The sequence below is a fragment of the Acidisarcina sp. genome (assembly GCA_035539175.1).
Classification (GTDB): Bacteria; Acidobacteriota; Terriglobia; order Terriglobales; family Acidobacteriaceae; genus JANXZS01.
Genome location: DATLIY010000008.1, coordinates 782,557 through 807,229 on the forward strand (window position 1 = coordinate 782,557; position 24,673 = coordinate 807,229).

The 24,673-nt window shown below is 60.7% G+C and carries 16 protein-coding genes; all 16 read left to right on the forward strand.

Features of this window, described 5'->3' with window-relative positions:
* Positions 1–35: 35 nt before the first annotated feature.
* The 16 genes from VM554_11355 to VM554_11430 all read left to right on the forward strand — a co-directional run bounded on the left by VM554_11355 (position 36) and on the right by VM554_11430 (position 24,480).
* Positions 36–1,568 carry an aldehyde dehydrogenase family protein gene (locus VM554_11355; protein ID HVJ08972.1) on the forward strand — a complete coding sequence of 511 codons (1,533 nt, stop codon included), beginning with the start codon at positions 36–38 and terminating at the stop codon, positions 1,566–1,568.
* Between the two features lie 340 nt (positions 1,569–1,908).
* Positions 1,909–2,757 (forward strand): cytochrome c3 family protein, encoded by an 849-nt coding sequence (locus VM554_11360; protein HVJ08973.1) that lies wholly within the window; start codon positions 1,909–1,911, stop codon positions 2,755–2,757.
* Positions 2,754–6,029 carry a TAT-variant-translocated molybdopterin oxidoreductase gene (locus VM554_11365; GenBank protein ID HVJ08974.1) on the forward strand — a complete coding sequence of 1,092 codons (3,276 nt, stop codon included), beginning with the start codon at positions 2,754–2,756 and terminating at the stop codon, positions 6,027–6,029. Before VM554_11360 ends, VM554_11365 begins: the two co-directional genes overlap by 4 nt.
* A gap of 66 nt (positions 6,030–6,095) precedes the next feature.
* Entirely contained in the window at positions 6,096–7,520 is a 1,425-nt protein-coding gene (gene nrfD / locus VM554_11370) for an NrfD/PsrC family molybdoenzyme membrane anchor subunit (GenBank protein HVJ08975.1), read from the forward strand.
* Entirely contained in the window at positions 7,520–8,062 is a 543-nt protein-coding gene (locus VM554_11375; protein HVJ08976.1) for a DUF3341 domain-containing protein, read from the forward strand. The genes nrfD and VM554_11375 overlap by 1 nt, the downstream gene beginning before the upstream one ends.
* Positions 8,043–8,891 (forward strand): cytochrome c, encoded by an 849-nt coding sequence (locus VM554_11380; protein HVJ08977.1) that lies wholly within the window; start codon positions 8,043–8,045, stop codon positions 8,889–8,891. Before VM554_11375 ends, VM554_11380 begins: the two co-directional genes overlap by 20 nt.
* Positions 8,892–8,908: 17 nt before the next feature.
* Complete coding sequence (locus tag VM554_11385) at positions 8,909–10,183, forward strand: hypothetical protein (protein ID HVJ08978.1); 1,275 nt, start codon at positions 8,909–8,911, stop codon at positions 10,181–10,183.
* Positions 10,170–10,841 (forward strand): hypothetical protein, encoded by a 672-nt coding sequence (locus VM554_11390; GenBank protein ID HVJ08979.1) that lies wholly within the window; start codon positions 10,170–10,172, stop codon positions 10,839–10,841. The genes VM554_11385 and VM554_11390 overlap by 14 nt, the downstream gene beginning before the upstream one ends.
* A 143-nt stretch (positions 10,842–10,984) precedes the next feature.
* Positions 10,985–11,911: an SCO family protein gene (locus tag VM554_11395; protein HVJ08980.1), complete on the forward strand. Its 927-nt coding sequence runs from the start codon at positions 10,985–10,987 to the stop codon at positions 11,909–11,911.
* A 20-nt stretch (positions 11,912–11,931) separates the two neighbouring features.
* Complete coding sequence (coxB, locus tag VM554_11400; protein HVJ08981.1) at positions 11,932–13,026, forward strand: cytochrome c oxidase subunit II; 1,095 nt, start codon at positions 11,932–11,934, stop codon at positions 13,024–13,026.
* Positions 13,026–14,687, forward strand: coding sequence for a cytochrome c oxidase subunit I (ctaD, locus tag VM554_11405; protein HVJ08982.1), 1,662 nt, complete (start codon positions 13,026–13,028; stop codon positions 14,685–14,687). Before coxB ends, ctaD begins: the two co-directional genes overlap by 1 nt.
* Complete coding sequence (locus VM554_11410) at positions 14,680–15,420, forward strand: cytochrome c oxidase subunit 3 family protein (GenBank protein ID HVJ08983.1); 741 nt, start codon at positions 14,680–14,682, stop codon at positions 15,418–15,420. Before ctaD ends, VM554_11410 begins: the two co-directional genes overlap by 8 nt.
* A gap of 19 nt (positions 15,421–15,439) precedes the next feature.
* Entirely contained in the window at positions 15,440–15,766 is a 327-nt protein-coding gene (locus VM554_11415; GenBank protein HVJ08984.1) for a cytochrome C oxidase subunit IV family protein, read from the forward strand.
* Between the two features lie 339 nt (positions 15,767–16,105).
* Entirely contained in the window at positions 16,106–20,644 is a 4,539-nt protein-coding gene (locus VM554_11420) for a choice-of-anchor D domain-containing protein (protein ID HVJ08985.1), read from the forward strand.
* 222 nt (positions 20,645–20,866) lie between these two features.
* The gene (locus VM554_11425) at positions 20,867–23,521 is read left to right on the forward strand and encodes an SLBB domain-containing protein (GenBank protein ID HVJ08986.1); all 2,655 of its coding nucleotides are present in this window, start codon (positions 20,867–20,869) and stop codon (positions 23,519–23,521) included.
* Positions 23,522–23,703: 182 nt separating this feature from the next.
* Positions 23,704–24,480: a sugar transferase gene (locus VM554_11430; protein ID HVJ08987.1), complete on the forward strand. Its 777-nt coding sequence runs from the start codon at positions 23,704–23,706 to the stop codon at positions 24,478–24,480.
* Positions 24,481–24,673 lie beyond the last annotated feature (193 nt).

Here is a 24,673-nt window from a genome sequence, read left to right on the forward strand (position 1 = left end):
TTGAGTGTATATGGATCAGTCGAAAGGGAAAACGCATGACCAGCAAGCGACCTGGCAAGCAGCCACCAGCGAAAAAAACGGCTCGTGCAACCACCGGCAAGAAGCCGAAGACCACAAAAACCGCATCAGCGCGGCCGGCAAAACTCGACGTCACACCTTTTCTGCTCAGCGGTAAGCCGCACACTTCCGGCGAGTTGCTCCCGGTCCACTCCCCCTGGGACAACTCCGTTGTGGGCACAGTGCCGGTAGCGACCCGCGTTCAGGCTCTGCTGGCCGTCCACGCGGCGGAAAAAATCTTCCCCGTCACCCGCGCCATTCCCGCTTACCAGCGGCAGCACATCCTCTCCGTCATCAGCCGGCGGCTGGTTGCCGAGCGGGATTCTCTGGCCGCCACCATCGTTGCCGAGGCGGGCAAGCCCATCCGTACCGCGCTCGCCGAGGTCGATCGTGCCGCCTTTACGTTCCAGGTTGCAGCCGCAGAGGTGGTTCGCCAGGAAGGGGAAGTGCTTCCCCTCGATCTGTTGCCCGGCGCGGAAGGCCGCTGGGGCATGCTGCGCCGCTTTCCCATCGGGCCTGTGTTCGCCATTACGCCCTTCAACTTCCCCCTGAACCTGGTTGCCCATAAGCTGGCGCCTGCCATCGCCGCCGGCTGCCCTGTCCTGCTCAAGCCCTCTCCGCGGACACCTCTCAGCGCGCTGGCGCTCGGGCGCATCGTGCTCGAAGCCGGCTGGCCCATCGAGGCTCTCTCCGTTCTCCCCATGGCCACCGAAGACGCCGAGTGGCTCGTCGAATTCGAGGACCGCCTCAAAGTACTCAGTTTTACTGGAAGCGCTGCCGTAGGCTGGAGGCTCAAGGCACTCGCCGGATCCAAGCACGTGGTTCTCGAACTTGGCGGAAATGCCGCCATGATCGTGCACGGGGATTGCGGCGACCTCGACCCCATCGTCGCCAGGGCCGTCGCCGGAGCCTTCAGCTATTCCGGCCAAAGCTGTATCTCTGTCCAGCGCATCTTCGTCGAGCGCCCAATCTTTCAGACCTTTACGTGGAAGATGGTCGAGAGCACCGCGAAGATTGTCTGCGGCGATCCGGCCAGCGACTTCACCGACGTCGGCCCGGTTATACAAGAGGCGGACGCGGAGCGCATCGTCTCCTGGATTGAGGAAGCTCGCCATCAGGGAGCGAAGGTTCTTGCCGGAGGCGGCCGCACCAACTCGCTCGTCGAACCCACCATCCTCTCCGGCACCAAAAGTCCCATGAAAGTGGTCGATCAGGAGATCTTTGGACCCGTTGTTGACATTGAAGCCTATGACGACTTTGATTCCGCCCTGCAACGTGTCAATCATTCCCGCTTCGGCCTTCAGGCCGGACTCTTTACCCGCGATGCAGGACGCATCCAGCGAGCCTATGAAACGCTCGATGTCGGCGCTGTCATTGTGGGCGATAGCCCATCCTGGCGCATCGACTCCATGCCCTACGGCGGAGTCAAGCAATCCGGCGAAGGACGCGAAGGCGTGCGCTGGGCTATCCGGGAAATGACACAGTCAAGGTTACTTGTTATGGCTCTATAAAAAATCGTGCTGCAATTTTGCGGCATGATTTTTGCCGTGTCAGCCGGCTTTCCAGGCGAGCGCGAAAGTGCATCTGAACCGCATAAAAGCTGGGGTTTAGCGTGCTCTCGCGGAGTGCCTTGCCATGCCTCTCTCCTGCCGCCAATCTGTCCCTCGAATGTGTGAATTTTCTTCATATCTCAATGGAGTGGTCAGGGATAACTTGCCAAAGACTTCTCCGCTGCTATATTTTTTTGCAACGGAGATTTGTCCGACGAATTTCTTGCCCTAAAAACAGGTTGTGAACATCGCAGTGTTCAGCATTCAAACTTAACGACTTTGAGGAAGCAGGACTGCACTCATGGCGCAGATTTTTGACCGCAGCTCGAACGCGCTGGCCCGGATGAGCCTGGTTTTAACCGGCCTCATCGTCATCGCGTTGGGTGTGACGCTCGATCAGTTGCAACGGTCGCCCTGGGTGACCCGGCAGGGGCAGCGCGCCGATCAGCCTGTCCCCTTCAGCCACAAACACCATGTCCAGGGATTGGGCCTGCAATGCCAGTACTGTCATACCTCGGTCGAGAAATCGAGCTATGCCGGCATTCCGCCCACCAAGACCTGTATCAACTGCCATGCGCAGATCTGGACGAATGCCAATCTGCTGCTGCCGGTTCGTACCTCCTGGGCGATGGGCAACTCCATCACCTGGACCAAGGTGCACGATCTCCCCGATTACGCCTACTTCAACCACTCCATCCATGTGAATAAGGGCCTGGGCTGCTCCACCTGCCATGGCCGCGTGGACGAGATGCCGCTGATGTATCAGCAGAACACCCTGCAGATGGAGTGGTGCCTCAACTGCCATCGCAATCCGGCGAAGAACCTACGTCCCACGACTGAGATCTACAACATGGCCTGGCAATCGCCGACGACGGACAAGCCCGTCTGGTGCACCACCAGCGGCCTCAAGTCGGGCATACCCACCGCGCAGACAGTGAATTGCGTGACGACGGACCCGGCTCCAGGCGGAGTGCAGGCTGCTTCGCTTGCAATGCTTCCGGCCAGCCAGCGGAGCGTCGCCGCAATCGTCCCGGCCTCGCTCAGCTATACGCGGTTTACCAGCCAGGACGCTCTCGGCAAATATCTGCTCCAGCAGTACAACATTCGATCGCCGCGGGAGTTGAGCAGTTGCGAGGTGTGCCACCGATGAGCAGCAGCCAGAACCCGCACAACCTGGGCACAAACAACCCTTTCACGGTCCATGCAACGGCAGATAAGGTGAGCAACGATATCGTGGGAAATTTCGACAGCCCCAGTGATCCTCGCGAAAGGCAGCACCTGGAGTCCCCTGCGCCCCTGACGCCCGAGGCTGCTGCGGAGCTGGTCACCATCGCCGCTGCTCCGATGCATGCCTCCGAGCTGAAGCAGAGCCCGCAGGCCAACGCGCTCACGCTCGAAGCGGCCCGCGAACAGCTCAGCGGCAAGAAGGGGAAGAAGTATTGGCGCAGCCTGGATGAGCTCGCCGATACTCCGGCCTTCCACGAGATGCTGGGTCGCGAGTTTCCCTCGCAGGCATCGGAGTGGGTCGATCCCGTCTCCCGTCGCGGATTCCTCAAGTTGATGAGCGCCTCGCTTGCGCTGGCCGGCCTCTCCGGTTGCACCAAGCAGCCCGACGAGCCCATCTATCCCTACATCAAGCAGCCGGAAGACCTCATCCTCGGCAAGCCTGTCTACTTTGCTACCGCGCATCCGTTTCCCATGGGAGCGGTTCCGCTGCTGGTCAAGAGTGACGCCTACCGGCCCATCAAGCTGGACGGCAATCCAGAGCACCCCTACAATCGCGGCGCCTCGGACGCAATCACGCAGGGCACGCTGCTGGGCCTCTATGATCCCGATCGTTCGCCGCATGTCACCTTCCGCGGCGAAACCAGCGAGTGGCCCGCATTTCAGTCCGCGCTCCGCGCCAAGCTCGCGGAGAAGAAGTCTTCCGGCGGAGCAGGCATCGCCTTCCTCTCCAGCACGATCACCTCTCCCACGCTGGCGGGGCAGTGGAAGAAGGCGCAGGCCCTCTATCCCAACCTCAAGCTGGTGCAGTACGACCCTGTCAATCGAGACTCCGCCTATGCCGCCTCCAAGGCTGCCTTTGGCGAGTATCTCGATGCTCAGTATCGGCTCAATGCCGCCGACGTGATCGTTTCGCTCGACGCCGATTTTCTCTCCGGCATCGCACATCCCGGCTTCCTCAAGCTGGCTGCCGATTATGCTCGCCGCCGCAAGCTCGAACCCGGCGTGGAGATGAATCGCTTCTACGCCGTGGAGAGCACCACCACCACGACCGGACTCAAGGCCGAGCATCGTCTCACCCTTAAGGCCTCGCAGGTGGCAGATTTTGCGGCTGCACTTGCGGCCGCTGTGGGTGCCGGTTCCTCGTCGGTTCCGGCTCTGAGCACGGAAGCGCAAAAGTTTCTCCAGGCGGTTGCCAAGGATCTCAAAGCGCACGCCGGAAGCTCCGTGGTTATTCCAGGCGAGCAGCAGCCGGCAGCCGTGCATCTGGCTGCCATCGCTATCAACCAGGCACTCGGCAATGTCGGTAAGACGGTGGTCTACACCGAGACGGTGAACCCCATGCCCGCCGAGCAGAACGCCGACCTTCGCGCCCTGGTTGCCGATATGAACGCAGGCAAGGTGGAGTGGCTCGTCGTCCTCAACGCCAATCCGCTGTATGACGCACCTGCGGATCTGGATTTTGAGAGCGCGCTGAATAAGGTCGGCATGCTGGCTCATCTTGGCTCGCATCTCGACGAGACCGGCCAGCTTGCGCAGTGGCACATCAACTCCACCCATTATCTTGAGATGTGGTCCGACGCTCGCGCCTATGACGGCACGGTGACCATCATCCAGCCGATGATCGATCCGCTCTACGGCGGCCACTCGGCACACGATGTTCTGCAGTCCCTGCTGGATCTCCCGAATCTTTCCGCTTACGAAGCCGTCCGTGAGACATGGAGGCCCGTGCTCAAGGGGGATTTCGAACTCTCCTGGCGCAAGGCTCTCCACGCAGGTTTCATTGAGGATACGGCCTTTGCGCCGAAGACGGTCTCTGCCAAACCTGCTGCGGCGTTGCCCGCTGCGGCTGCCGGCGGCGATGGCTTTGAAGTGATCTTCCGTCCCGATCCGAACCTATACGATGGCCGCTACTCCAACATCGGCTGGCTGCAGGAGCTGCCCAAGCCTGTCACCAATCTCTCCTGGGATAATGCGGCTCTGGTCAGCATGGATACCATGGGCAAGCTCAAGGCGACCGAGGCGGACATCCTCGAAATTGAGGTGAAAGGGAGAAAGGTTCTCGCGCCCGTCCTCGTCATGCCCGGCCACCCGGAGGACAGCATCACGGTTTATCTAGGGTATGGCCGCCGTCAGGCAGGCCGCGTGGGCAGTGGAGCCGGATTCGACAGCTATGCCATCCGCACCTCGGATGCGCCGCTGATTGCCACCGGAGCGCGGGTCCGCAACACCGGCAAGCGCTGGGAACTCGCCGTGACCAAGAGCCACTATGGCGATCATCGCTCAGTTGCCAACGGTGGCGATGGCAGCGGCACGCACTCGATGGAAGGGAACGAGGCGCTGGATCGCGGCATCATTCGCTACGCCACGCTGGAGGAGTTCCGCGCCAATCCCGAGTTCGCGCACGTGGGCCGCGAAGCGCCCGCGAAGGACGACAGCCTCTTCCCCGGCTTCAGCTATGACAAGAATGCCTGGGGGATGGCCATCGATCTCAACTCCTGCATCGGCTGCAACGCATGCGTCGTCAGCTGCTACGCTGAGAACAACATTGCCGTTGTCGGCAAGCAGCAGGTCATGATCGGCCGCAACATGCAGTGGCTGCGGATCGATACCTACTTTGAAGGCGATCTCTCTGCTCCCCAGGCGCACTTCCAGCCCATGACCTGCCAGCACTGCGAGAACGCTCCCTGCGAACAGGTCTGCCCGGTTGGAGCCACGGTGCATACGCCGGAGGGCCTCAACACGATGGTCTACAACCGTTGCGTTGGCACGAGGTATTGCTCCAACAACTGCCCCTATAAGGTGCGCCGCTTCAACTTCCTCCTCTTCTCTGACTTTGAAACTGAGAGCCTGAAGCTGATGCGCAATCCCGATGTCTCCGTGCGTAGCCGCGGCGTCATGGAGAAGTGCTCCTATTGCGTGCAGCGCATCAACGCCGCCAAGATTGAGGCCGACAAGGAAAACCGGCAGATTCGCGACGGCGAGATTGTGACCGCCTGCCAGCAGGCCTGCCCGACACATGCCATCGAATTCGGCAATATCAAGGACAAGAACAGCCGCGTCGCAAAGCTCAAAGCCCAGCAGCGGAACTACCAGGTGCTCGCGGACATCAACACGCGTCCCCGCACCAGCTACACCGCTGGCGTCATCAACCCGAACCCGGAACTATCGCCGGCGCACTCCGTGCAGAGCAGCTAGCGCGCTCTTTCATGGGAATGACAAGGCAGTCAGGAAATCCGCTCTACTGAAGAGGTTGAACTCAGCATGGCAACCAAAGACGTTCAGGTGAATGACCCGATGATCGACCCGGCGACTGGGGAAACCCGGGTCATTGCTCCGGGGCATACCTTCAAATCGATCACGGAGAAGATCTCCCGTATCGTGCTTACGTCGCATACGCCGCTGGGCTGGTTCGGCGGCTTTGTAGTCGCCAGCTCGGTCGCTGGAATATTGATGGTGGCCGTTACCTGGCTCTTCCTCAAGGGTACCGGGATCTGGGCCATTACCCAGCCCGTTGCCTGGGGCTTCGCCATCATCAACTTCGTCTGGTGGATCGGTATCGGCCATGCCGGAACGCTGATCTCGGCGATCCTGCTGCTCTTCAAGCAGAGCTGGCGTAACTCCATCAACCGCTTTGCCGAGGCCATGACGCTGTTTGCCGTCGTCTGCGCCGCCATGTTCCCCGTCATCCATACCGGACGTCCCTGGCTGGCGATTTACTGGCTCTTCCCCTACCCCAACACGATGAACGTGTGGCCGCAGTTCCGCTCCCCGCTTATGTGGGACGTCTTCGCGGTCTCTACCTATGCCATCATCTCGCTCGTCTTCTGGTATGTCGGTTTGATCCCCGACCTGGGAACGATGCGCGACCGTTCGAAGACCAGGCTTGGTCAATATGTCTACGGCATGTGCGCCCTCGGCTGGCGCGGCTCGGTGCGCCACTGGATGCGCTATGAGACGGCTTCTCTGCTGCTCGCCGGCCTGGCGACGCCGCTGGTCCTCTCCGTGCACACGGTCATCAGCTTCGATTTCGCTGTGGCCACGCTGCCCGGTTGGCATACCACCATCTTCCCGCCCTACTTCGTCGCCGGAGCCATCTATTCGGGATTCGCGATGGTGATTACGCTGGCCGTTCCCATTCGCAAGTTCTACGGACTAGAGGATCTCATCACCCTTCGCCACCTCGACAACATGGGCAAGGTGATGCTCGCCACCGGCTTTATCGTGGCCTACGGCTATGGCATGGAAGTCTTCATGGCGTGGTACTCCGCCAGCAAGTGGGAGAGCTTCATGATGTGGAACCGCATGCATGGCCCCATGGGCTGGTCCTATGCGGTACTCATCACCTGCAACATCGTCACACCGCTGATCACTCTGTGGTCGCGCAAGCTGCGCCGGAACCCCACTTTTATGTTCCTGCTCTCGCTGGTGGTCAATACCGGCATGTGGTTCGAGCGCTTCGTTATCGTCGTCACCAGCCTGTATCGCGATTACCTGCCCTCCTCCTGGGGCACCTACCGCGCCACTCGCTGGGACTATGCAACCTTCATCGGAACGCTGGGACTCTTTACGTTCCTCTTCTTCCTCTTTATTCGCTTCCTGCCCATGATCCCCATGTCTGAGATCCGCGTCATGCTTCCTCAGGCCAAGATCAATGAGGCGGAAGCCCTGCATGAGGCTGGTGACTAATGGCCCAAGTTGAAGGAATCTACGGATTGCTGGCAGAGTTCGATACTCCCACGGAGTTGATCGTTGCGGCCCGGGCCGCCTACGACTCCGGGTGGCGCAGGCTCGACTGCTATACCCCCTATCCGGTGGAAGAGGCCGCCGAAGCCATCGGCTTCCACAGCAACCGTGTCCCTCTCGTTTGCCTCATCGGAGGATTGCTGGGACTCGCGGCCATGTTCGGCCTGGAAACCTGGATCTCGGTGCTCGCCTATCCCCTGAATATCGGAGGGCGTCCCTACTACTCGTGGCCTGCCTTCATCGTCCCCGCGTATGAGTGGACCATCCTCTTTGCCGGTCTCTCCGCGGCCTTTGGCATGCTGGCCATGAATGGACTGCCTTCGCCCTACCACCCGCTCTTCAACGCGCCTAATTTCCGTACCGGCGCCAGCACGGACAAGTTCTTTCTCTGCCTGGAGGCGAACGATCCCAAGTTCTCACTTGCCGAAGCCAGGCAGTATCTCGAGGAGTTTCGTCCGGTATCCGTTGTGGAGGTGGAGTATTAACCCGATCGATCCAATCCGCTACGGCCGGTTCGCCTGCCTCGCTGTCGCCATCGGCTCGGTGCTTGCCCTCGGCGGCTGCCGCCAGGACATGCACAACCAGCCCAAGATGATTCCCCAGCGTGGCACCTCCTTCTTTGCCGATGGCCGCTCCGCACGCCCGCAGGTAGCCAACACCGTGGCTCGCGGACAATTGCGGGAGAACTCCTACTTCTACACCGGGGTGGTCGCTGCCGCCAACGGCTACCGGGAAGAGCGCGACGAGATGCCCTTTCCCGTCACCCTGCAGGTGCTCGAGCGTGGCCAGGAGCGCTTCAATATCTATTGCACTCCCTGTCACTCGCGCGTCGGCAACGGCCTCGGCATGATCGTCCAGCGGGGCTACAAGCAAGCCGCCAACTTTCACGACTCGGTTCGCCGCACGCAGAAGCTGAGCCACTATTTCTACGTCATGACCAACGGCTACGGAGCCATGCCCGACTACTCTGCGCAGTTGACGCCGGAGGATCGCTGGGCGGTCGCTGCCTATATCCGCGCCCTGCAGTTGAGCCAGGACGCAACCCCAGCCGATGTACCGGCCGGGGAGCATGTTGAAAATCTCAAGGATGTCGCCGAGCAGCTTGGCTACCCGGCAAACTTCGCCGGCCCATGGGAGTTGCCCGCTACCGCCGTGCAGGTGCTCCACCCGGATAGCAGTCAGGGCACGCCGGCGATGGCGCCTGCCGCACCTGCTCCGCCGCCACTCGTGGTACCGGCTCCAGGGCAGCCCGCCGCGAAGACAAAATCCACAGCTAACCCACCCAGTGGCGCGCAGCCACAGGGCGCGAAGTAAGGACAGGGACGATCTTGATGGCACACGGACATCACGCGAATGCACTGCCCGCAGATCTTGGCGCACCGGACTTTGTGAGTGGCTGGCGCCGCCAGGCTCTGGTCGTTGGCGCAGTGTTCAGCGTCCTCGCTATTCTGCTGGCGGTGCTGGACCACAGCGTCGATCACCTGCTGCGCGCCTGGCTGCTCGGCTTTATGATCTGCTTCGGCTTCTGCGTCGGAGGAATGGCGCTGCTGATGTTGCAGTATCTGTCAGGTGGCAAGTGGGGTCTGCTGGTCCGCCGCCCGCTGGAGGCCATGAGCCGCACGCTCCCGCTGCTCTTCCTCTTCTTCCTGCCGGTCGGTGTCTTCGCCAAGAAGCTCTATCTATGGGCCGCCATCTCCGATCCGGCAGAGGCACTGAAGAACGGCCTGATCAATGCTGCCCAGGCCCACGCCATTGCCTTCAAGCGGCCCATGCTCAACGTCACCACCATGTGGATCAGCTCCCTCGTCTGCTTTGCCATCTGGGGCTTCTATATGTGGAGGCTGAACTCTCTCTCCCTGCAGCGGGACGCCGACACGGAATCGCACGTCCACTACTGGACGCAGAAGTTTGAGAACATCAGCGGCCCGGGTATGGTCATCTACTCCCTCACCTTAACCGCTGGCGCCATCTACTGGGTCATGTCGCTCGATCCCACCTGGTACTCCTCGGTCTACGGGTTGCTGTTTCTCGTCGGGCAGGGTTATGGTGCGCTGGCGCTGGTCATCGTCACGGTTCTCAGCCTGGCCAAGGCGGAGCCGTTCAAGACCATCCTTCGCATTACGGAGCAGCATGACCTGGGCAAGCTCACCTTTGCCTTCGTCATGCTCAATATCTACCTCGCCTTCTCGCAGTTCCTCATCATCTGGAGCGGCAATCTGCCGGAAGAGATTCCCTGGTATCTGGATCGCATCCGTGGCGGATGGGGCGTCATCGTTACCCTGGACTTCATCTTCCATTGGCTGGTGCCCTTCACGCTGCTGCTCTCACGGGATCTCAAGCGCAACCGCAAGCGCCTGATCCTGGTGTGCAAGTGGATGATCTTCGCTCGCTGCTGGGACATGTTCTGGCTGATTGAGCCCAACTTTGCCGATGCCCGCCGCAACCTGCACTTCAGCTACGGCATCCTGCAATATGCCGCTGTCCCGGTAGCGCTCATCGCCTTCTGGATGGCCTACTACTTCACCCAGTTGCAGCAGCGCCCGCTGGTTGCTGTCAACGATCCGCATCTTGCGGAGATTCTGGAGCCCGATCATGCCCACGCATAACCAGCCACCGCATAACCCGGATGATCCGCACCACCTCTACGTGCCCGATGAAGACCGGTCCCTCGGCTATGAGACCACCGACGTCAGTGTGCAGGGCATCTTCGTCTTTCTGGTGGCGCTGGGCGTCTCGGTTGGTGTCTTCTTCGTCTTCTGTTTCGGCATGGGCAAGGTCATCAACAGCGCGCTTGAAAAGCATGACGGCCCGTCAAACAGATGGAACGCGCAGGCTGCTCCCTCCGGCAAGCTCAGGAACATGGAGTCGAGCCCGGCCATGCAGCAACAGCAGCTCTCGCAGTTGACGCAGCGCTTTCCGACTCCCCGGCTGCAATCCGACGATGGCAACCAGGAGACGGCGGACCTGCACGCACGCGAGGATCTGCTGCTCGATCACTACACCTGGGTCAACCGCGAGAAGGGCCAGGTCCGCATCCCAATTGAGCGAGCCATGGAGCTTATCGCCCAGCGGGGCCTGCCCGTTGCCGCCAGCGCCGCGAATGAGCCTTTAATGACGGCGGATTCTGCCCGGACAGTCGACACTCCGCTGACCGACGGATTTGCCCGCACCGGCTACGAACAGGAACAGATGCAGACGCAGGAACAGCAGCGGAGACATGGTGTTGCAGCGGGGGAGCAGGCGTCCGCCGCGCAACCGCGATAACTCGGCCGGGTGGCTCGCTGTTGAGCACCCCAAAATCGGTAATCGTCCGCGGCTAGCCGGACATTCGGAACCAAGACTAGCATCGGGTCAGACCTTCTGACGCGGCACGAAAGACGGCAGTACAGGGCCCACGGAGTCCAGGTATGCAGAGCAGCGTAGCAACCACAAATCGGCTCTATGGCAGAATCCACAGCGGCCTCTTCGCTGCGGCGGTTCTCGCCCTCACGATGCTGCTGCCTGCTCCCGCGCCCGCTCAGGTTGCTGGCCCCGGCGATAAGGTTATGGGAGAGCAGAACGACCATCTGCCGACCGTGCTCACCAAAGTAAAGATCACCCAGAATCTCAATAAGATGATCCCCCTCGACGGGCAGTTCCGTGACGAGACTGGCAAGCAGGTCCACATGGGCGACTACTTCGGCAAGCGCCCGGCGATCCTCGCCCTGGTGTATTACCAGTGCCCCATGCTCTGTTCCGAGGAACTCAACGGCCTGGTCAGCGCGCTGGAGATGGTGAAGTTCACCCCCGGCAAGGATTTCGACGTCATCGTCGTCAGCATCGATCCCAGTGAAGGGCCCGACCTGGCTCGCGCCAAGAAGGCGATGTATCTCAAGCGCTACGGCCACCCGGAGACCGGCGATGGCTGGCACTTCCTTACCGGAATGCAGCCGCCCATCAACGCGCTCGCCGATGCTACTGGCTACGGCTATGTCCGCGTTCCGGGGCCGGACGGCAAGTTGACGCAATTTGCACACGCCAGCGCGATTCAGATCGTTACCCCCGAGGGCAGGCTGGCGCAGTACTACATGGGTGTGGAGTACTCGCCGAAAGATCTGCGGCTGGGACTCGTCGAAGCATCCCAGCACAAAATCGGCACACCGGTCGACGCGATTCTTACCTACTGCTACCACTATGATCCGTCACTCAATCGGCACAGTCTGGTGGTCGCGCGCATAGTTCAGCTTGGCGGTCTCATTACAGTCCTGTTGCTGGGCGGTTTCATGGTGGTCATGTTCCGGCGCGATTATGTCCGCGACGGCGAATCCCGCAGCGCAACCAAAGTGAACGGATAAAGGGCGAACGGATAAAGGGAATGTCTCATATAAGTCCAGTCATTTGGCAGTTTCTCGAGAAGTGGCTCACCACCTTCGCCATCTTTCCGCCGGAGGCCTCGGCGATCGCGCCCTATACGGATGCGCTCTACTTCTTCCTCCTCCTTATCAGCCTGGCGGGGCTGGCGATCGTCGCGATTCTCATCGTCGCCTTCTCCATCATGTATCGCAAGGAAGTGCACCCGGAGCCGACGCAGATTGAAGGCTCCACCCTGCTTGAGGCCACGTGGACCATCATCCCGCTGGCTCTCTTCATGGTCTGCTTTGTCTGGGGCGCGCTGCTCTATTTCCGCATCTACAATCCGCCCACCAACGCCATGAATATCTATATCGTGGGCAAGCAGTGGATGTGGAAGGCCGAGCATCCCGGCGGACAGCATGAGATCAATGCGCTGCACGTTCCCATCAATAAGCCGGTGCAGCTCACCATGATCTCCCAGGATGTCTTTCACAGCTTCTCGATTCCCGCATTCCGCGTGAAGCGCGAAGTCATCCCCGGCCGCTATTCGACTGTCTGGTTTGAGGCTACAAAGCCCGGAACCTATCATCTCTTCTGCACGCAGTATTGCGGCACATCGCACTCCGCCATGATCGGCGATATTGTCGTGCTGTCGCAGGAGGACTACAAAGCCTGGCTTGCCACCTCGACCAGCGGCGCCTCGCTGGCACAGAACGGCGAGCGCCTCTTTGCCAGCCTCAGTTGCAATGCCTGTCACTCCGGCGACGCAGCGGCGCGCGGTCCTAACCTGGCCAGCGTCTACGGATCGAAGGTGCAACTGGCCAACGGGGCCTTTGTCAACGCCGATGAGGCCTTCCTCCGCGAATCGATCCTCAATCCGTCCATGCACACTATTGCCGGATACGCGCCGATTATGCCGACCTATCAGGGACAGATCAGCGAAGAGGGCCTGATCGATGTCGTCGAATACATCAAGAACCTCAATTCCAACTACCGCGTCCAACAGACGTTAAATACCAGCGAGCTCGCGCCGACGCAGCAGACAGTCAAGCCCGGCGCGGCCTCTGGAACCAGCTCGGGAACTGCGGCACCCAGCGTGCCGGGGATGGTGAAGTAATGGGTACAGTCGTCAAGCTTCCACCACAGGAAGGCGCAACCCTGCCGAAGCATACCTACCTCAACAATGGCTATGGGCTCAAGAGCTGGCTGTTGACCGGGGACCACAAGCGGATCGCGATCCTGTACCTGATCTCGATCACCTTCTTCTTCTTCATCGGGGGAGCCATGGCTGGCCTTGTCCGCCTGGAGCTGCTCACGCCGATGCCGGATCTGGTCGCGTCCGATACTTATAACAAGCTCTTCACCATGCATGGCGTCATCATGATCTTTCTCTTCCTGGTGCCGTCGGTTCCCGCCGTTATCGGGAACTTCGTGCTGCCGATCATGCTGGGCGCTAAAGATCTGGCTTTCCCCAAGATCAACCTGCTGAGCTGGTACCTCTACGTCTTCGGCGGAATCTTTACTCTCACGGCCATGGTGCTGGGGGGCGTCGACACGGGTTGGACCTTCACCACCCCGCTCAGTACGCACTATCTCAATACGCATGTCATTACTGCGGCTCTTGGCGTCTTCGTCGCCGGCTTCAGCTCCATTTTTACGGGATTGAACTTCATCGTCACGACGCACCGCATGCGGGCTCCAGGAATGACCTGGTTCCGCCTGCCGCTCTTTGTGTGGTCCAACTACGCGGCATCGATCCTGATGGTCCTCGGCACCCCGGTTCTGGCCATCGCCATCGTGCTGGTTGCGCTGGAGCGCACCATCGGCATCGGGGTCTTCGACCCAAGCCGCGGCGGCGATCCACTGCTCTTCCAGCATCTCTTCTGGTTCTACTCCCACCCCGCCGTCTACATCATGATTCTGCCGGGCATGGGCGTCATCTCCGAAGTCATCAGCACCTTCTCACGCAAGCGTGTCTTCGGCTATACCGCCGTGGCCTTCTCCTCGGTCGCCATCGCGGTCTTCGCCTTCTTTGTGTGGGAGCACCACATGTTCATCATGGGCGTCTCGAACTATTCGGCGCTGGTCTTCTCCCTGCTCACCATGCTGGTTGCCGTGCCCTCCGCCATCAAGATCTTCAACTGGTCGGCAACCCTCTACAAGGGATCGATCACCTTTGAAACCCCTATGCTCTACGCCTTCGGGTTCATCGGCCTGTTCACCATTGGCGGCCTCACCGGAGTCTTTCTCGGCTCGCTGGGAATGGATATCCACCTTACCGAGACGTACTTCATCGTCGCTCACTTCCACTTCGTCATGGTCGGCGGCATGTTGATGGCCTACCTCGCCGGAATCCATTTCTGGTGGCCCAAGATGACAGGCCGCATGTACCCCGAGTCGCTTTCCAAGCTTGCCGCCATCATCACGTTTATCGGATTCAACCTCACCTTCTTCCCCCAGTTTGTTCTGGGATACCTGGGGATGCCGCGCCGCTACCACGCCTATCCCCCTGAGTTTCAGGTGCTGAACGTGCTCTCCACTGCCGGAGCCACCGTCCTCGGCGTCGGCTACCTGTTGCCCATGCTGTATATGACCTGGTCTTTGAAGTATGGCGCGATTGCAGGAGACAACCCCTGGCAGGCAACCGGCCTCGAATGGCAGATCCAGTCTCCTCCCATTACCTCGAACTTCGAGGAGACGCCCATCATGGACCACGAGGCATACGACTACGAATGGCTCGCGAACAAGACCCCATACGAGGTAACGAGCGTTGGATAGCCAAATCACAGTAAGCAACGGCGCCGCAACCGAAGTGGCTTCTCCTGCACACGAGCACCCGGCATACCTGCGCCACCACTTTGAAACCGTGGAGCAGCAGAGGGAAGCATCGAGCCTCGGCATGTGGCTCTTCCTGTTGACCGAAATCATGTTTTTCGGGGGACTCTTTACCGCCTACCTCATCTATCGGAACTGGTACTATCCGGCCTTCGTCGCCGGCAGCCATCAGCTCAGCATCGTGCTGGGCACCACCAATACCGTGGTGCTCATCACCTCCAGCTTCACCATGGCTATGGGTGTCTGGTCGGCAGAGATGAAGAACAAGCGAGGACTGGTCCTTGCCCTCGCGGCCACGTTTGTCCTCGGCCTGGTATTCCTTGGCATCAAGGCCGACGAATACCACGAGAAATGGGAGAAGCACCACATCCCCGGCGCAAACTTCAGCATCGAGGAGTTTGTGCATCCTTCCAGCCCGAAGGAAAAGGTCCTCGCGCCCGATATGGCGGAGAAGACGCAGATGTACTTCTCCCTGTACTTCATCATGACGGGCATGCACGCCCTGCACATGATCATCGGGATTGCCATCCTCTCCGTTCTGCTGGTGCGCGCCATCGGAGGAGCCTATACCAGCGGGCACATGACCACGATCGAGAACTTCGGTCTTTACTGGCACTTCGTCGATATTGTGTGGATCTTCCTGTTCCCGCTCCTCTATCTCATAAGCCGTTACTGACCGCAAAGGATTCTTGATCATGATGGAACACGCCAGCCATCCCGTTCCCGAGCACCAGAAGCACCACATCGTCAGCCCGGTTACCTATGCGCTCATCTTTGGAGCCCTGCTGCTGGGCACGGCACTCACCGTCGGCGCCTCCTACATCGATATGGGGCCGTGGAATCCGGTCATCGCTCTTGCCATCGCCTGCACCAAGGCCGTGCTCGTCATCCTTTTCTTCATGCATATAGCTTTCAGCTCGCGGGTCACCAAACTTACGGTGGCTGCCGGCTTTTTCACCTTCCTCGTCCTGGTCTCCATGACGCTTACCGACTACATCAGCCGTGCCTGGGGCCTCTGGTAGACTCCCATCCAAAGGCAATCCGAGTGACCCACCTTGGCTCCGCCAGGGTGGGTTTTCTTCTGCGTCCATGAGGAGCATAGGCATAGCTGTATCTTCTCGTTGGGTCTAACCGTTCGGGCAAAACCGCACTCGCGGCAGGCTGCAGTTTCCTTAAACGGTCCTGGTCCGGATGCCCGCAAGCCATTTCTCAAGAATTTCCTGCTGACTGCAATCTGACTGTTCCATAATTGGACACAACTCTCTTTATGGAACTAGCGCCGCGCAGCGCGCGTTTTCGCGTTGCAGGGGAATTCTGTGTCGCGCAGGATCGAAGACAGGATCGACCTTGCACCAGGAAACATGAGACTAATCTTGAGATTGCATCGGCTTGGTATTGCCTTACTTGCGTTTTCTGCCTTCGGCATGTGGAACCTGTCGGCTCCGGTACAGTCGGCAGCGCAGGTTACCATCGTGTCCGCTTCTGCTCCTGTCCGCGCCCGATCCATCTCAGGCTCCGGCGCGATGCGGCGTACCTCTGCAGCACGCTTCCTCGCCCGGCGCACCTCTGCTGGCGTTACTCCGGCGCGTCTTCTGGCTCAGGCGCGGCAGCAAAGTGCAGCCATGCCGATAGCTCTCCCGGCGGCAACTACCTCTCTCACCAATCCCTGGCAGCCGGTCGGCCCTGCTCAGGTTGTCTCTCCCTATTACGACAAGGTGACGGGGCGCGTCACCAGCATTGCCATCGACCGTGCGGATTCCACCGGGAACACGGTGTACGTGGGCACAACGGGGGGCGGGGTCTGGAAGTCGACCAATGCCGCGGCCAGCGCCTCTCAGGTTGTGTTCTCTCCGCTCACCGATACTCTGCCGGCATTCAGTTCCGGCAAGACGGCATCGCTCAGCATCGGAGCTATCAGCGTGCAGCCGGGCGGGACCGGAGTTCTGCTGGCTGGCACCGGCGACCCCAACGACGCACTGGACTCGTACTACGGCAGCGGGCTGTTGCGCTCCACCGACAACGGCGTGACCTGGAGCCTGATCGACCAGACGAGCGACGCGCTCATCGGCCCATATTGGAACGTCTCCTTTATCGGAGAGGGCTTCGCCGGGTTTGCCTGGAGCACCACTTCGCCCAATCTTGTCGTCGCCGCGGTTTCCGAGGCTGCCGAGGGCACCATCGTCAACTCGCCGATCAACGGCGTCAGCGTGCGCGGCCTTTACTACTCCACCGATGCCGGAGCAACCTGGCACCTCGCGACGATCACGAATGGACCGTACAAGACGGTTCAGGGTCCAGGCACCGACTTCACGGGATGGGGCGGCAGCGCGGCCACCGCCGTGGTCTGGAACCCTATCCGCAAAATGTTCTATGCTGCGGTGCGCTATCACGGCTACTACAGCTCGCCGGATGGCATCACCTGGACGCGGCTCACCAATCAGCCCGGTCCGCAACTGGCCGCAATCAACTGTCCCATCACGCCAGGCTCCGCTGGGTCCACCTCCTGCGCCATCTTTCGTGGCGCGCTTGCGGTTCAATCGGTTACAGGCGATCTTTTCGCCTTCACCGTCGACCAGAACAACAAGGACATCGGGCTGTGGCAGGACGCCTGCAATCTGCAGTCGGGCGCGTGCGCGTCGAGCACCGTAACCTTTGCCCACCAGGTTGCGACCACTGCGCTGGAAGCGACCGATGGAAGCAAGACCATCGTTCAGGGAACCTACAATCTGTGGCTCGCGGCAGTACCATCGCAGGCGGATACGCTCCTCTATACCGGGACGGTGGACATCTCCCGCTGCAGCCTGCTGAACAGTTGCGTCTGGCGTAACACGACGAACGCCACCACCTGCGGGGCAGCCAGGGTCTCGCCCTCGCAGCACGCGGTTGACTTTCTTCCCGGCAGCGCCGGGCAGGTCTTTCCCGGGTTGATGTTCTTTGGCAACGACGGCGGTCTGTGGCGAACGACGGACGGCGCGCAGCAGTCTTCCTCCGCCTGCTCTACTTCGGATGCCCAGTCGTTCGACAATCTCAACGGAAGCCTCGGTTCGCTGGCCGAGCTGACCGGATTGGCGCAGCACCCTACGGATGGCTCTGTGTATCTGGCAGGGCTGGGGGCGAACGGCACCGCCGCACCTGTTCCGGGGCAGGCAGCGTGGCCGCAGGTGCTGGATGGCGAGGGCGCAACCACCGCGATCGATCCCGCGAATCCGCAGAACTGGTATACCACCTCGGCATCCGGCGTCTCCATCCAGCGCTGCACGCTTGGCGCAGCCTGTACGCCGGCGGACTTCGGGCAGCCCGCCATCGGAGAGACGCAGGTGAGCGGCGATGGGCTGACCATGCCGGTGCCTGCGGCCTATGCGCTCGACGCGGCCGATCCGTCGCAAATGCTGGTCGGCACCTGCCGGGTTTGGCTTGGACCCGCCAACGGCGCCGGCTGGTCCTCGGCGAACGCGATCAGCGGGATGCTCGACGGCGCTCCCCAACCCGCCTGCAACGGGAATGCGCTCATTCGCTCGCTGGCAGGCAGTCCTGCGCCTTCCGGAGAATGGCTGTATGCGGGAATGGATGGCCTGCTGGACGGTGGCGGCGCCGTGGCCGGTCACGTATTCCAGTCGTGGTGGACCGGCTCGGCAACTGCCTGGAAGGATCTCTCCACCTCCCCGGTCGTCAATGCCAGCCAGGGCTTCAATCCGGGAGCCTTTGCCGTCTCCAGCATTGTCGCGGATGCGCATGATGCCACGGGGCAGACGGTATACGTCACGATTGAGGGCTTCAGCGGCAATGGCATCTCTGCCGCTCTGGTCTATCGCAGCACCGATGCCGGTGGGCACTGGACAAACGTCAACAGCAATCTACCCTCGGCTCCGGCCAACAGCCTGGTGGTCGATCCTGGAGACGCCAACACGGTTTACGTGGCGCTCGATACGGGGGTCTATGTGACCCGGCAGATCGCCGATTGCTCCAACCCTCTGATCAATTGCTGGAGTGTCTATGGCGTCGGCCTGCCCAACGCTCCGGTGACGCAGTTGCGGGTTCTCGGCGGTTCCAATCCCATGCTGCGCGCCGGCACCTATGGCCGGGGAATTTGGGAGATTCCGCTGGCTGCCAGCCAGAGCACAGGGACAACCGCGACGGTCTCTCCCACCTCGCTGACCTTCGCGGATCAAGTGCTGCAGACGGCTTCGGCCCAGCAGACGGTGACCTTGACCAACACCGGAACGCAACCCCTGCTGGTAACCAAGATTGCCGCCGTCGGCGATTTCGCGCAGCAGAACAACTGCTCCACAGCGATCCCCGCACAGGGAACGTGCAGTATCCAGGTGAGCTTTATTCCAACCCAACTGGGCGCGCGCAGCGGCACCCTGACTGTCTATGCGAATATTCCCTCCGGTCAGCTGACGGTGGCTCTTAGCGGAAACGGCGTTGGGGGCGCGAACATCGTTCTGCTGCCAACCTCGCTGAATTTCGGCACCGTGGCCACCGGCACGACCTCTGCCGCGCAGAATCTGACGATCTCCAATACGGGTGGGACGACCATCGCCCTCGGCGCCATGTCCGTCACTGGACCTTACCGGATTACAGCAAACACCTGCGGAGCTTCGCTGGCCCCCACCTATGGCTGCACGGTGGGCATCGCCTTCGCTCCCACGGTGTCAGGTGCTGCTCCGGGGAGCTTCTCTGTCACCGACAGCCTGGGCACTCAAACGGCCTCCCTCAGCGGCACCGGCGCAACCTCTGCCAGCGATAACCTGACGCCGCTGGCGCTTACTTTTCCGGCGCAGCTTCTGGCTACCAACAGCTCTCCGCAACTCGTTACTTTGACCAACAACGGCGACTCGGCCCTGATGCCGATCAGCGCCCAGACGACGGGAGACTTTTCCGTAACCAGCAACTGCGGCGCCTCGCTTGCGGGCCACTCCAGTTGCGCTTTCTCGGTAGTTTTTCACCCCACCCGCGCCGGGCAGGAGACGGGTACGCTGACGGTCAGCGATCCGCTGGGGACGCATACCGTAGCCCTCAGCGGTACTGGACTCGCACCGGCGGGTATCTCGATCGCGCCGACTACTCTCGATTTCGGCGGCGTGGGAGTTGGCGGCAGCAGCGCCCAGAGTGTTACTTTGACGAACAACGGCGGGGTTTCCCTCACCAGCATCGCCTTTGCCGCGACAGGGGATTTCGCGCTTGCGGCGAATGGCTGCGGAGCCAGTCTGGCCGCGGGTGCAAGCTGCAGCTTTCAGGTAGTTTTTTCGCCCTCGCAGGCTGGAGCCAGGACCGGAAACCTGACCGTGACGAGTTCCTCGGCGACCTCCTTCAACGTGCCGCTGAACGGCTTTGGCGAAGACTTCTCGCTGGTGGTGGTTGGCTCTCCGAGTGCAACCGTCGTTACCGGGCAGACCGCCAGCTATGCGCTGAGTCTCGTACCCGTGGCGGGCTCCAGCGGGACGGTGTCTCTTGCCTGCACGGGCGCGCCCAAAAATACGGTCTGCACCGTTTCTCCGGCCAGCGCCCAGGTTACGGGTGGCAATTCCGTCTCCATCTCCGTGCAGGTGACGACCGGCGTCTCTGTAGCGGCGAACTCCTCACCCGCCTTTCCGCGCCCTGCCGGCCATGGCCCTGGCCGCGGTCAAGACGCCGCCAGGGGATTGCTGACCCTCGCTCTTCTCCTGCCCGTCGGCTGGGGCCTGCGTCGCCGCCGCTCCGTGTGGATGGTGCTCCTGCTGGTGTGCCTTGCTTTTGCGCCTCTGGGATGCGGAGTCACCATAAATGGGGGAAAGCAGTCTCCGCCGCCGAATTCGCCTCCCGGCAGCACGACTCCCCCCGGAACGTATGCGCTGACTATTACCGCAACTGCTCCGGGAATCCAGAGGACAGCCGCCCTCAACCTGACAGTGGAGTAGGAGGGCGGCCGCCGATGCAGTTAACGGGAATTTGTTTCGGATAAGGAGGAAAGCGCCATAACGGGAGAGAGCAGGCGCGGTGGGAAGTGGAACGTAATATGGTGGACACCACCCGGCCTCTCTCCGGTTATTCTTAAGGTCACCTTAGTTGTGAACTTAAAGGAGCTGGAAACTGGATGATTCCGCGCCGGAGCTGGCCGCGAATCATTCTGCATGAACCCTATGGGTAATCGACTCGCTTGTTTGTTTGCCGTTCCGTTGATGCTGATTTCCAATGTGGCCTTTGCACAGAGCACATCCGGCTCGTATGGCGGCGCGTATTCCGGCACGGGATCCGACGGTGCCTGCACCGGAGCCGCGGCCACGGACGACCCCAACTGCCAGCAGTCGACGCAGGACACCACCAGGGGGAACGCTGCGGGATACGGAACCACTCCCACCATGACGACACCATCTATGCAGCAGGGAGAGGGTGTCTATGTGGATTCGGCGGGACAGATTCGGCAGGGCTACCCAGGACAGAACTATCCAGGCCAGAATCCGAGTGCGAACTACCCCGGTAATTATTCAGGAGCGGGACTGCAGCAGCCCGCGGATCCGATAACGGACTTTCAGCGGCTGGTGTCGGGTTCCACCGGGCAACTGATCCCGATCTATGGCCGCCAGCTTTTCCGGGGAGTGCCCTCCACCTTTGCTCCGGTCGATCAGACGCCTGTGACTCCGGATTATGTCATCGGTCCCGGCGATGAACTGCTGATCCGGGTCTGGGGGCAGGTTGTCTTCAACGACCGCCTTACGGTGGATCGCTCCGGCTCCATCTACGTGCCCAGGGTGGGCTCCATCCACGTGGCCGGCATTCCATTCTCTGACCTCGATAAGCACCTTCGCTCGGAGATCGGGCGAGTCTTCCGCAACTTCGACCTCAACGTCAACATGGGGCAGTTGCGCTCCATCCAGGTCTTTGTGCTGGGGCAGGCACGCCGTCCCGGCAGCTATACCGTCAGCTCCCTCAGCACGCTGGTCAACGCACTGTTTGCCTCCGGCGGTCCATCCGTTCAGGGCTCCATGCGGAACATCCAACTGAAGCGGGGCGGCAAGACTATCAGCGAATTCGATCTCTACGACCTGCTGAATCGGGGAGACAAGTCCCGGGATGCGCAGCTGCTTCCGGGAGACGTGATTTTTATTGCTCCCCTGGGGCCACAGGTCGCTATAAGCGGTGGCGTCCGCACCCCGGCCATCTATGAGCTTAAGGGGGAGACGACGCTCGAGGACCTGATTCAACTCGCCGGAGGGCTTTCGTCTACTGCATCGGATGCTCGCGTCTCCATCGAGCGGATTGAGGAGCATCGTGACCGCGAGGCCTCACAGATAACGCTGGATGCCTCGGGCAAAGCCACTGTTCTGCGCGATGGGGATGTGCTGCGAGTCTTTTCGATCGCCCCCCGGTTTGAGAAGTCGGTTACCCTTCGCGGAAACCTCGCGAATCCCGGGCGTTTTGGCTGGCATCCTGGCATGCGCCTCAGCGAAATTCTTCCCGAGCGCGCCTCTCTGCTGACGAATAACTATTGGCAGAACCATAACCAACTGGGGCTTCCGGGCCGCATGTTCTTTGAGCCGCTGCCGAAGCCGCCGACGACATTAGGCATGACACGCGCCGAGCGCGAAAGAGAAGCGGCGCAGAATGCGCCCGTGACGGAACCGCGTTACGTCGAACAACCTCAACCACTGACGCCGGCACAGCAACAGGAACAGCAGATGGATAACTCGCTGATCACGGCGGATATGGCCGGTCGAGCGACTCCACTCACGGCAGGGCAGCAGGGTTCCAGCGCCTCCCTTGCCAGCCAGCAGAGCCGCATCGCGGTCAGGGGAATGGAGTCGGGGGCGAACCGGGTAGAAATTCGAGTCCCGGCTCCCGAGATCGACTGGTCTTATGCCGTCATCGAGCGCCTTGATCCCGTGACTTTGAAGAACTCCCTCTTGCCGTTCAATCTGGGAGCGCTGGTGCTCAATCACGACGCCAGTCAGGATCTGGAACTGCAACCCAACGATGTCGTGACGATCTTCTCCCAGGGCGATATCCGGGTTCCGCTCGCGGAACAGACAAAGTTCGTCAGGCTGGAGGGCGAGATCGTCAGCGGCGGCACCTACAGCGTTAAGCCGGGCGAGACCCTGCGCCAGCTCATTGAACGGGCAGGAGGGCTCACTCCGAATGCCTATTTATTTGGTGCGGAATTCACCCGTGAGTCTACCCGCGTTCTTCAACAGCAGCGCCTGGATGAGTACGTCGATGCGCTGGCGGTTGACCTGCAGCGACAAGGGGCGAATAAGATCTCTTCGGCGGTCTCCAGCCAGGATGTCTCTGCGGCCGCCGGCGTCCTCTCGGGCCAGAAGGAGATGATTGCGCGGCTGCGGCAGGTACGCGCCACCGGGCGAATCGTGGCCGAAATCAAGCCGGACGCCACGGGTGTCGCCACGATTCCCGATCTTTCACTGGAGGATGGAGACACGTTTCTGGTGCCCTCGCGGCCTGCGACTGTCAACGTGGTGGGCGCGGTCTACGATCAGAACGCGTTCCTTTACGGTCAGACGCGCAGGGTACAGGACTACCTTCGTCTTGCCGGGGGACCGAACCGCAATGCCGACGTCAAGCATGCCTTCGTGATTCGGGCCGATGGCTCCGTGTTCAGCAAGGAGACCGCCAGTTCTCTTTGGGGTAACAGCTTTGAGCGTGCACGGATCAATCCCGGAGACACCATCGTCATGCCTGAAAGACTCTTCAAGGGCTCACCGATCCGCGGATTCCTGGAGTGGTCGCAGGTCTTCTCCCAGCTGGCATTGGGTGCTGCCGCAATCCGAATCGTAGCTCCATAGGGACGCCTGCAACTTAATGAGGTATTTAGGGTTATTACTGAAAGCGGTGCCAAATTGGGAACATTTCGTTCCAAGAGTGCAAATTGGTACCTTGGTAATCTCCGAGTAATGGAATTTTGATAGAGGTTGTAGAACCTGTTCGCTACACTGGTTGCACGATTGCCTGTCAAGGTTTGGAGCCGATGAAGCACAATGTGTTTTCCATATTGAACGCTCCCGTGAATGTTGCGGAATTTCGGGGCGTTGAGCCACTGCGAGATACGCACCGGAAAGAAGATACGACAGCGGCACCGAGTGCTGTGATAACGGTCGCACGCGCCAGCAGTTGGAGTGTCTCCAGCGCAAAGCGGTTTCTGGATGTCATAGCCTCGCTGATCGCCCTGCTGCTGCTTTCGCCAGTCATGCTGGTGATCGCACTATTGGTCGGCTTCACTTCCAAGGGGCCAGTCTTTTTCGCACAGCGGCGCGTGGGAAGCCATGGCAGACTCTTTACCATCTTCAAGTTCCGCACCATGGAAGTGGCACCTCCCCAGCAGAGCGGATCTCCGATTACGGTTCAGGGAGACCGTCGCGTCACCCGCGTAGGAGCGGTTCTGCGGCGCTTCAAGCTGGACGAACTGCCGCAGTTCTATAACGTGCTCAGCGGAGATATGAGCCTGGTGGGTCCGCGGCCCAAGCTTCCGCATCACGAGGGGTTGAAGATGCCCTTTCGTCCCGGGCTGACGGGTGCGGCCACGCTTGCGTTTCGCTGTGAAGAGCAGATGCTGCGCTCCATTCCCTCGCAGGATCTGGACAGGTTCTACGACCGCACCGTGAAGCCGATGAAGGCTCGCCTCGACTCCGAATATATGGAGAGTGCTACCCTCCTCAGCGACCTCGGAATCCTGCTCTCTACTGCGACTGCATGCACCGGTCTGAGCACAAAATCTACGTCGCTCGATTTCTCAAACCCGGCCTGATTCCAGCCAGCTCCCCCTGCACGAGCCGAGCCGCTGCAGATTTACCCTCTGCGAAGTTGGATTTGCGCCGCGATTCCTTTCGGTCAGCAGCTATACTTTTTATTGAGAGACTACCGATTGCAATCGGGCGAATCCTCGAGCAGGGATTCTGATTGTTGCGGCAGAGGTGTGTCTCATATTGGCGGTTCCACGC

Bases quoted from the DNA above. Each gene is read 5' to 3' on its own strand.
- VM554_11355 (HVJ08972.1), top strand. From the start codon at position 36: ATGACCAGCAAGCGACCTGGCAAGCAGCCACCAGCGAAAAAAACGGCT.
- VM554_11360 (HVJ08973.1), top strand. From the start codon at position 1,909: ATGGCGCAGATTTTTGACCGCAGCTCGAACGCGCTGGCCCGGATGAGC.
- VM554_11365 (HVJ08974.1), top strand. From the start codon at position 2,754: ATGAGCAGCAGCCAGAACCCGCACAACCTGGGCACAAACAACCCTTTC.
- nrfD (HVJ08975.1), top strand. From the start codon at position 6,096: ATGGCAACCAAAGACGTTCAGGTGAATGACCCGATGATCGACCCGGCG.
- VM554_11375 (HVJ08976.1), top strand. From the start codon at position 7,520: ATGGCCCAAGTTGAAGGAATCTACGGATTGCTGGCAGAGTTCGATACT.
- VM554_11385 (HVJ08978.1), top strand. From the start codon at position 8,909: ATGGCACACGGACATCACGCGAATGCACTGCCCGCAGATCTTGGCGCA.
- VM554_11390 (HVJ08979.1), top strand. From the start codon at position 10,170: ATGCCCACGCATAACCAGCCACCGCATAACCCGGATGATCCGCACCAC.
- VM554_11395 (HVJ08980.1), top strand. From the start codon at position 10,985: ATGCAGAGCAGCGTAGCAACCACAAATCGGCTCTATGGCAGAATCCAC.
- coxB (HVJ08981.1), top strand. From the start codon at position 11,932: ATGTCTCATATAAGTCCAGTCATTTGGCAGTTTCTCGAGAAGTGGCTC.
- ctaD (HVJ08982.1), top strand. From the start codon at position 13,026: ATGGGTACAGTCGTCAAGCTTCCACCACAGGAAGGCGCAACCCTGCCG.
- VM554_11415 (HVJ08984.1), top strand. From the start codon at position 15,440: ATGATGGAACACGCCAGCCATCCCGTTCCCGAGCACCAGAAGCACCAC.
- VM554_11420 (HVJ08985.1), top strand. From the start codon at position 16,106: ATGAGACTAATCTTGAGATTGCATCGGCTTGGTATTGCCTTACTTGCG.
- VM554_11425 (HVJ08986.1), top strand. From the start codon at position 20,867: ATGGGTAATCGACTCGCTTGTTTGTTTGCCGTTCCGTTGATGCTGATT.
- VM554_11430 (HVJ08987.1), top strand. From the start codon at position 23,704: ATGAAGCACAATGTGTTTTCCATATTGAACGCTCCCGTGAATGTTGCG.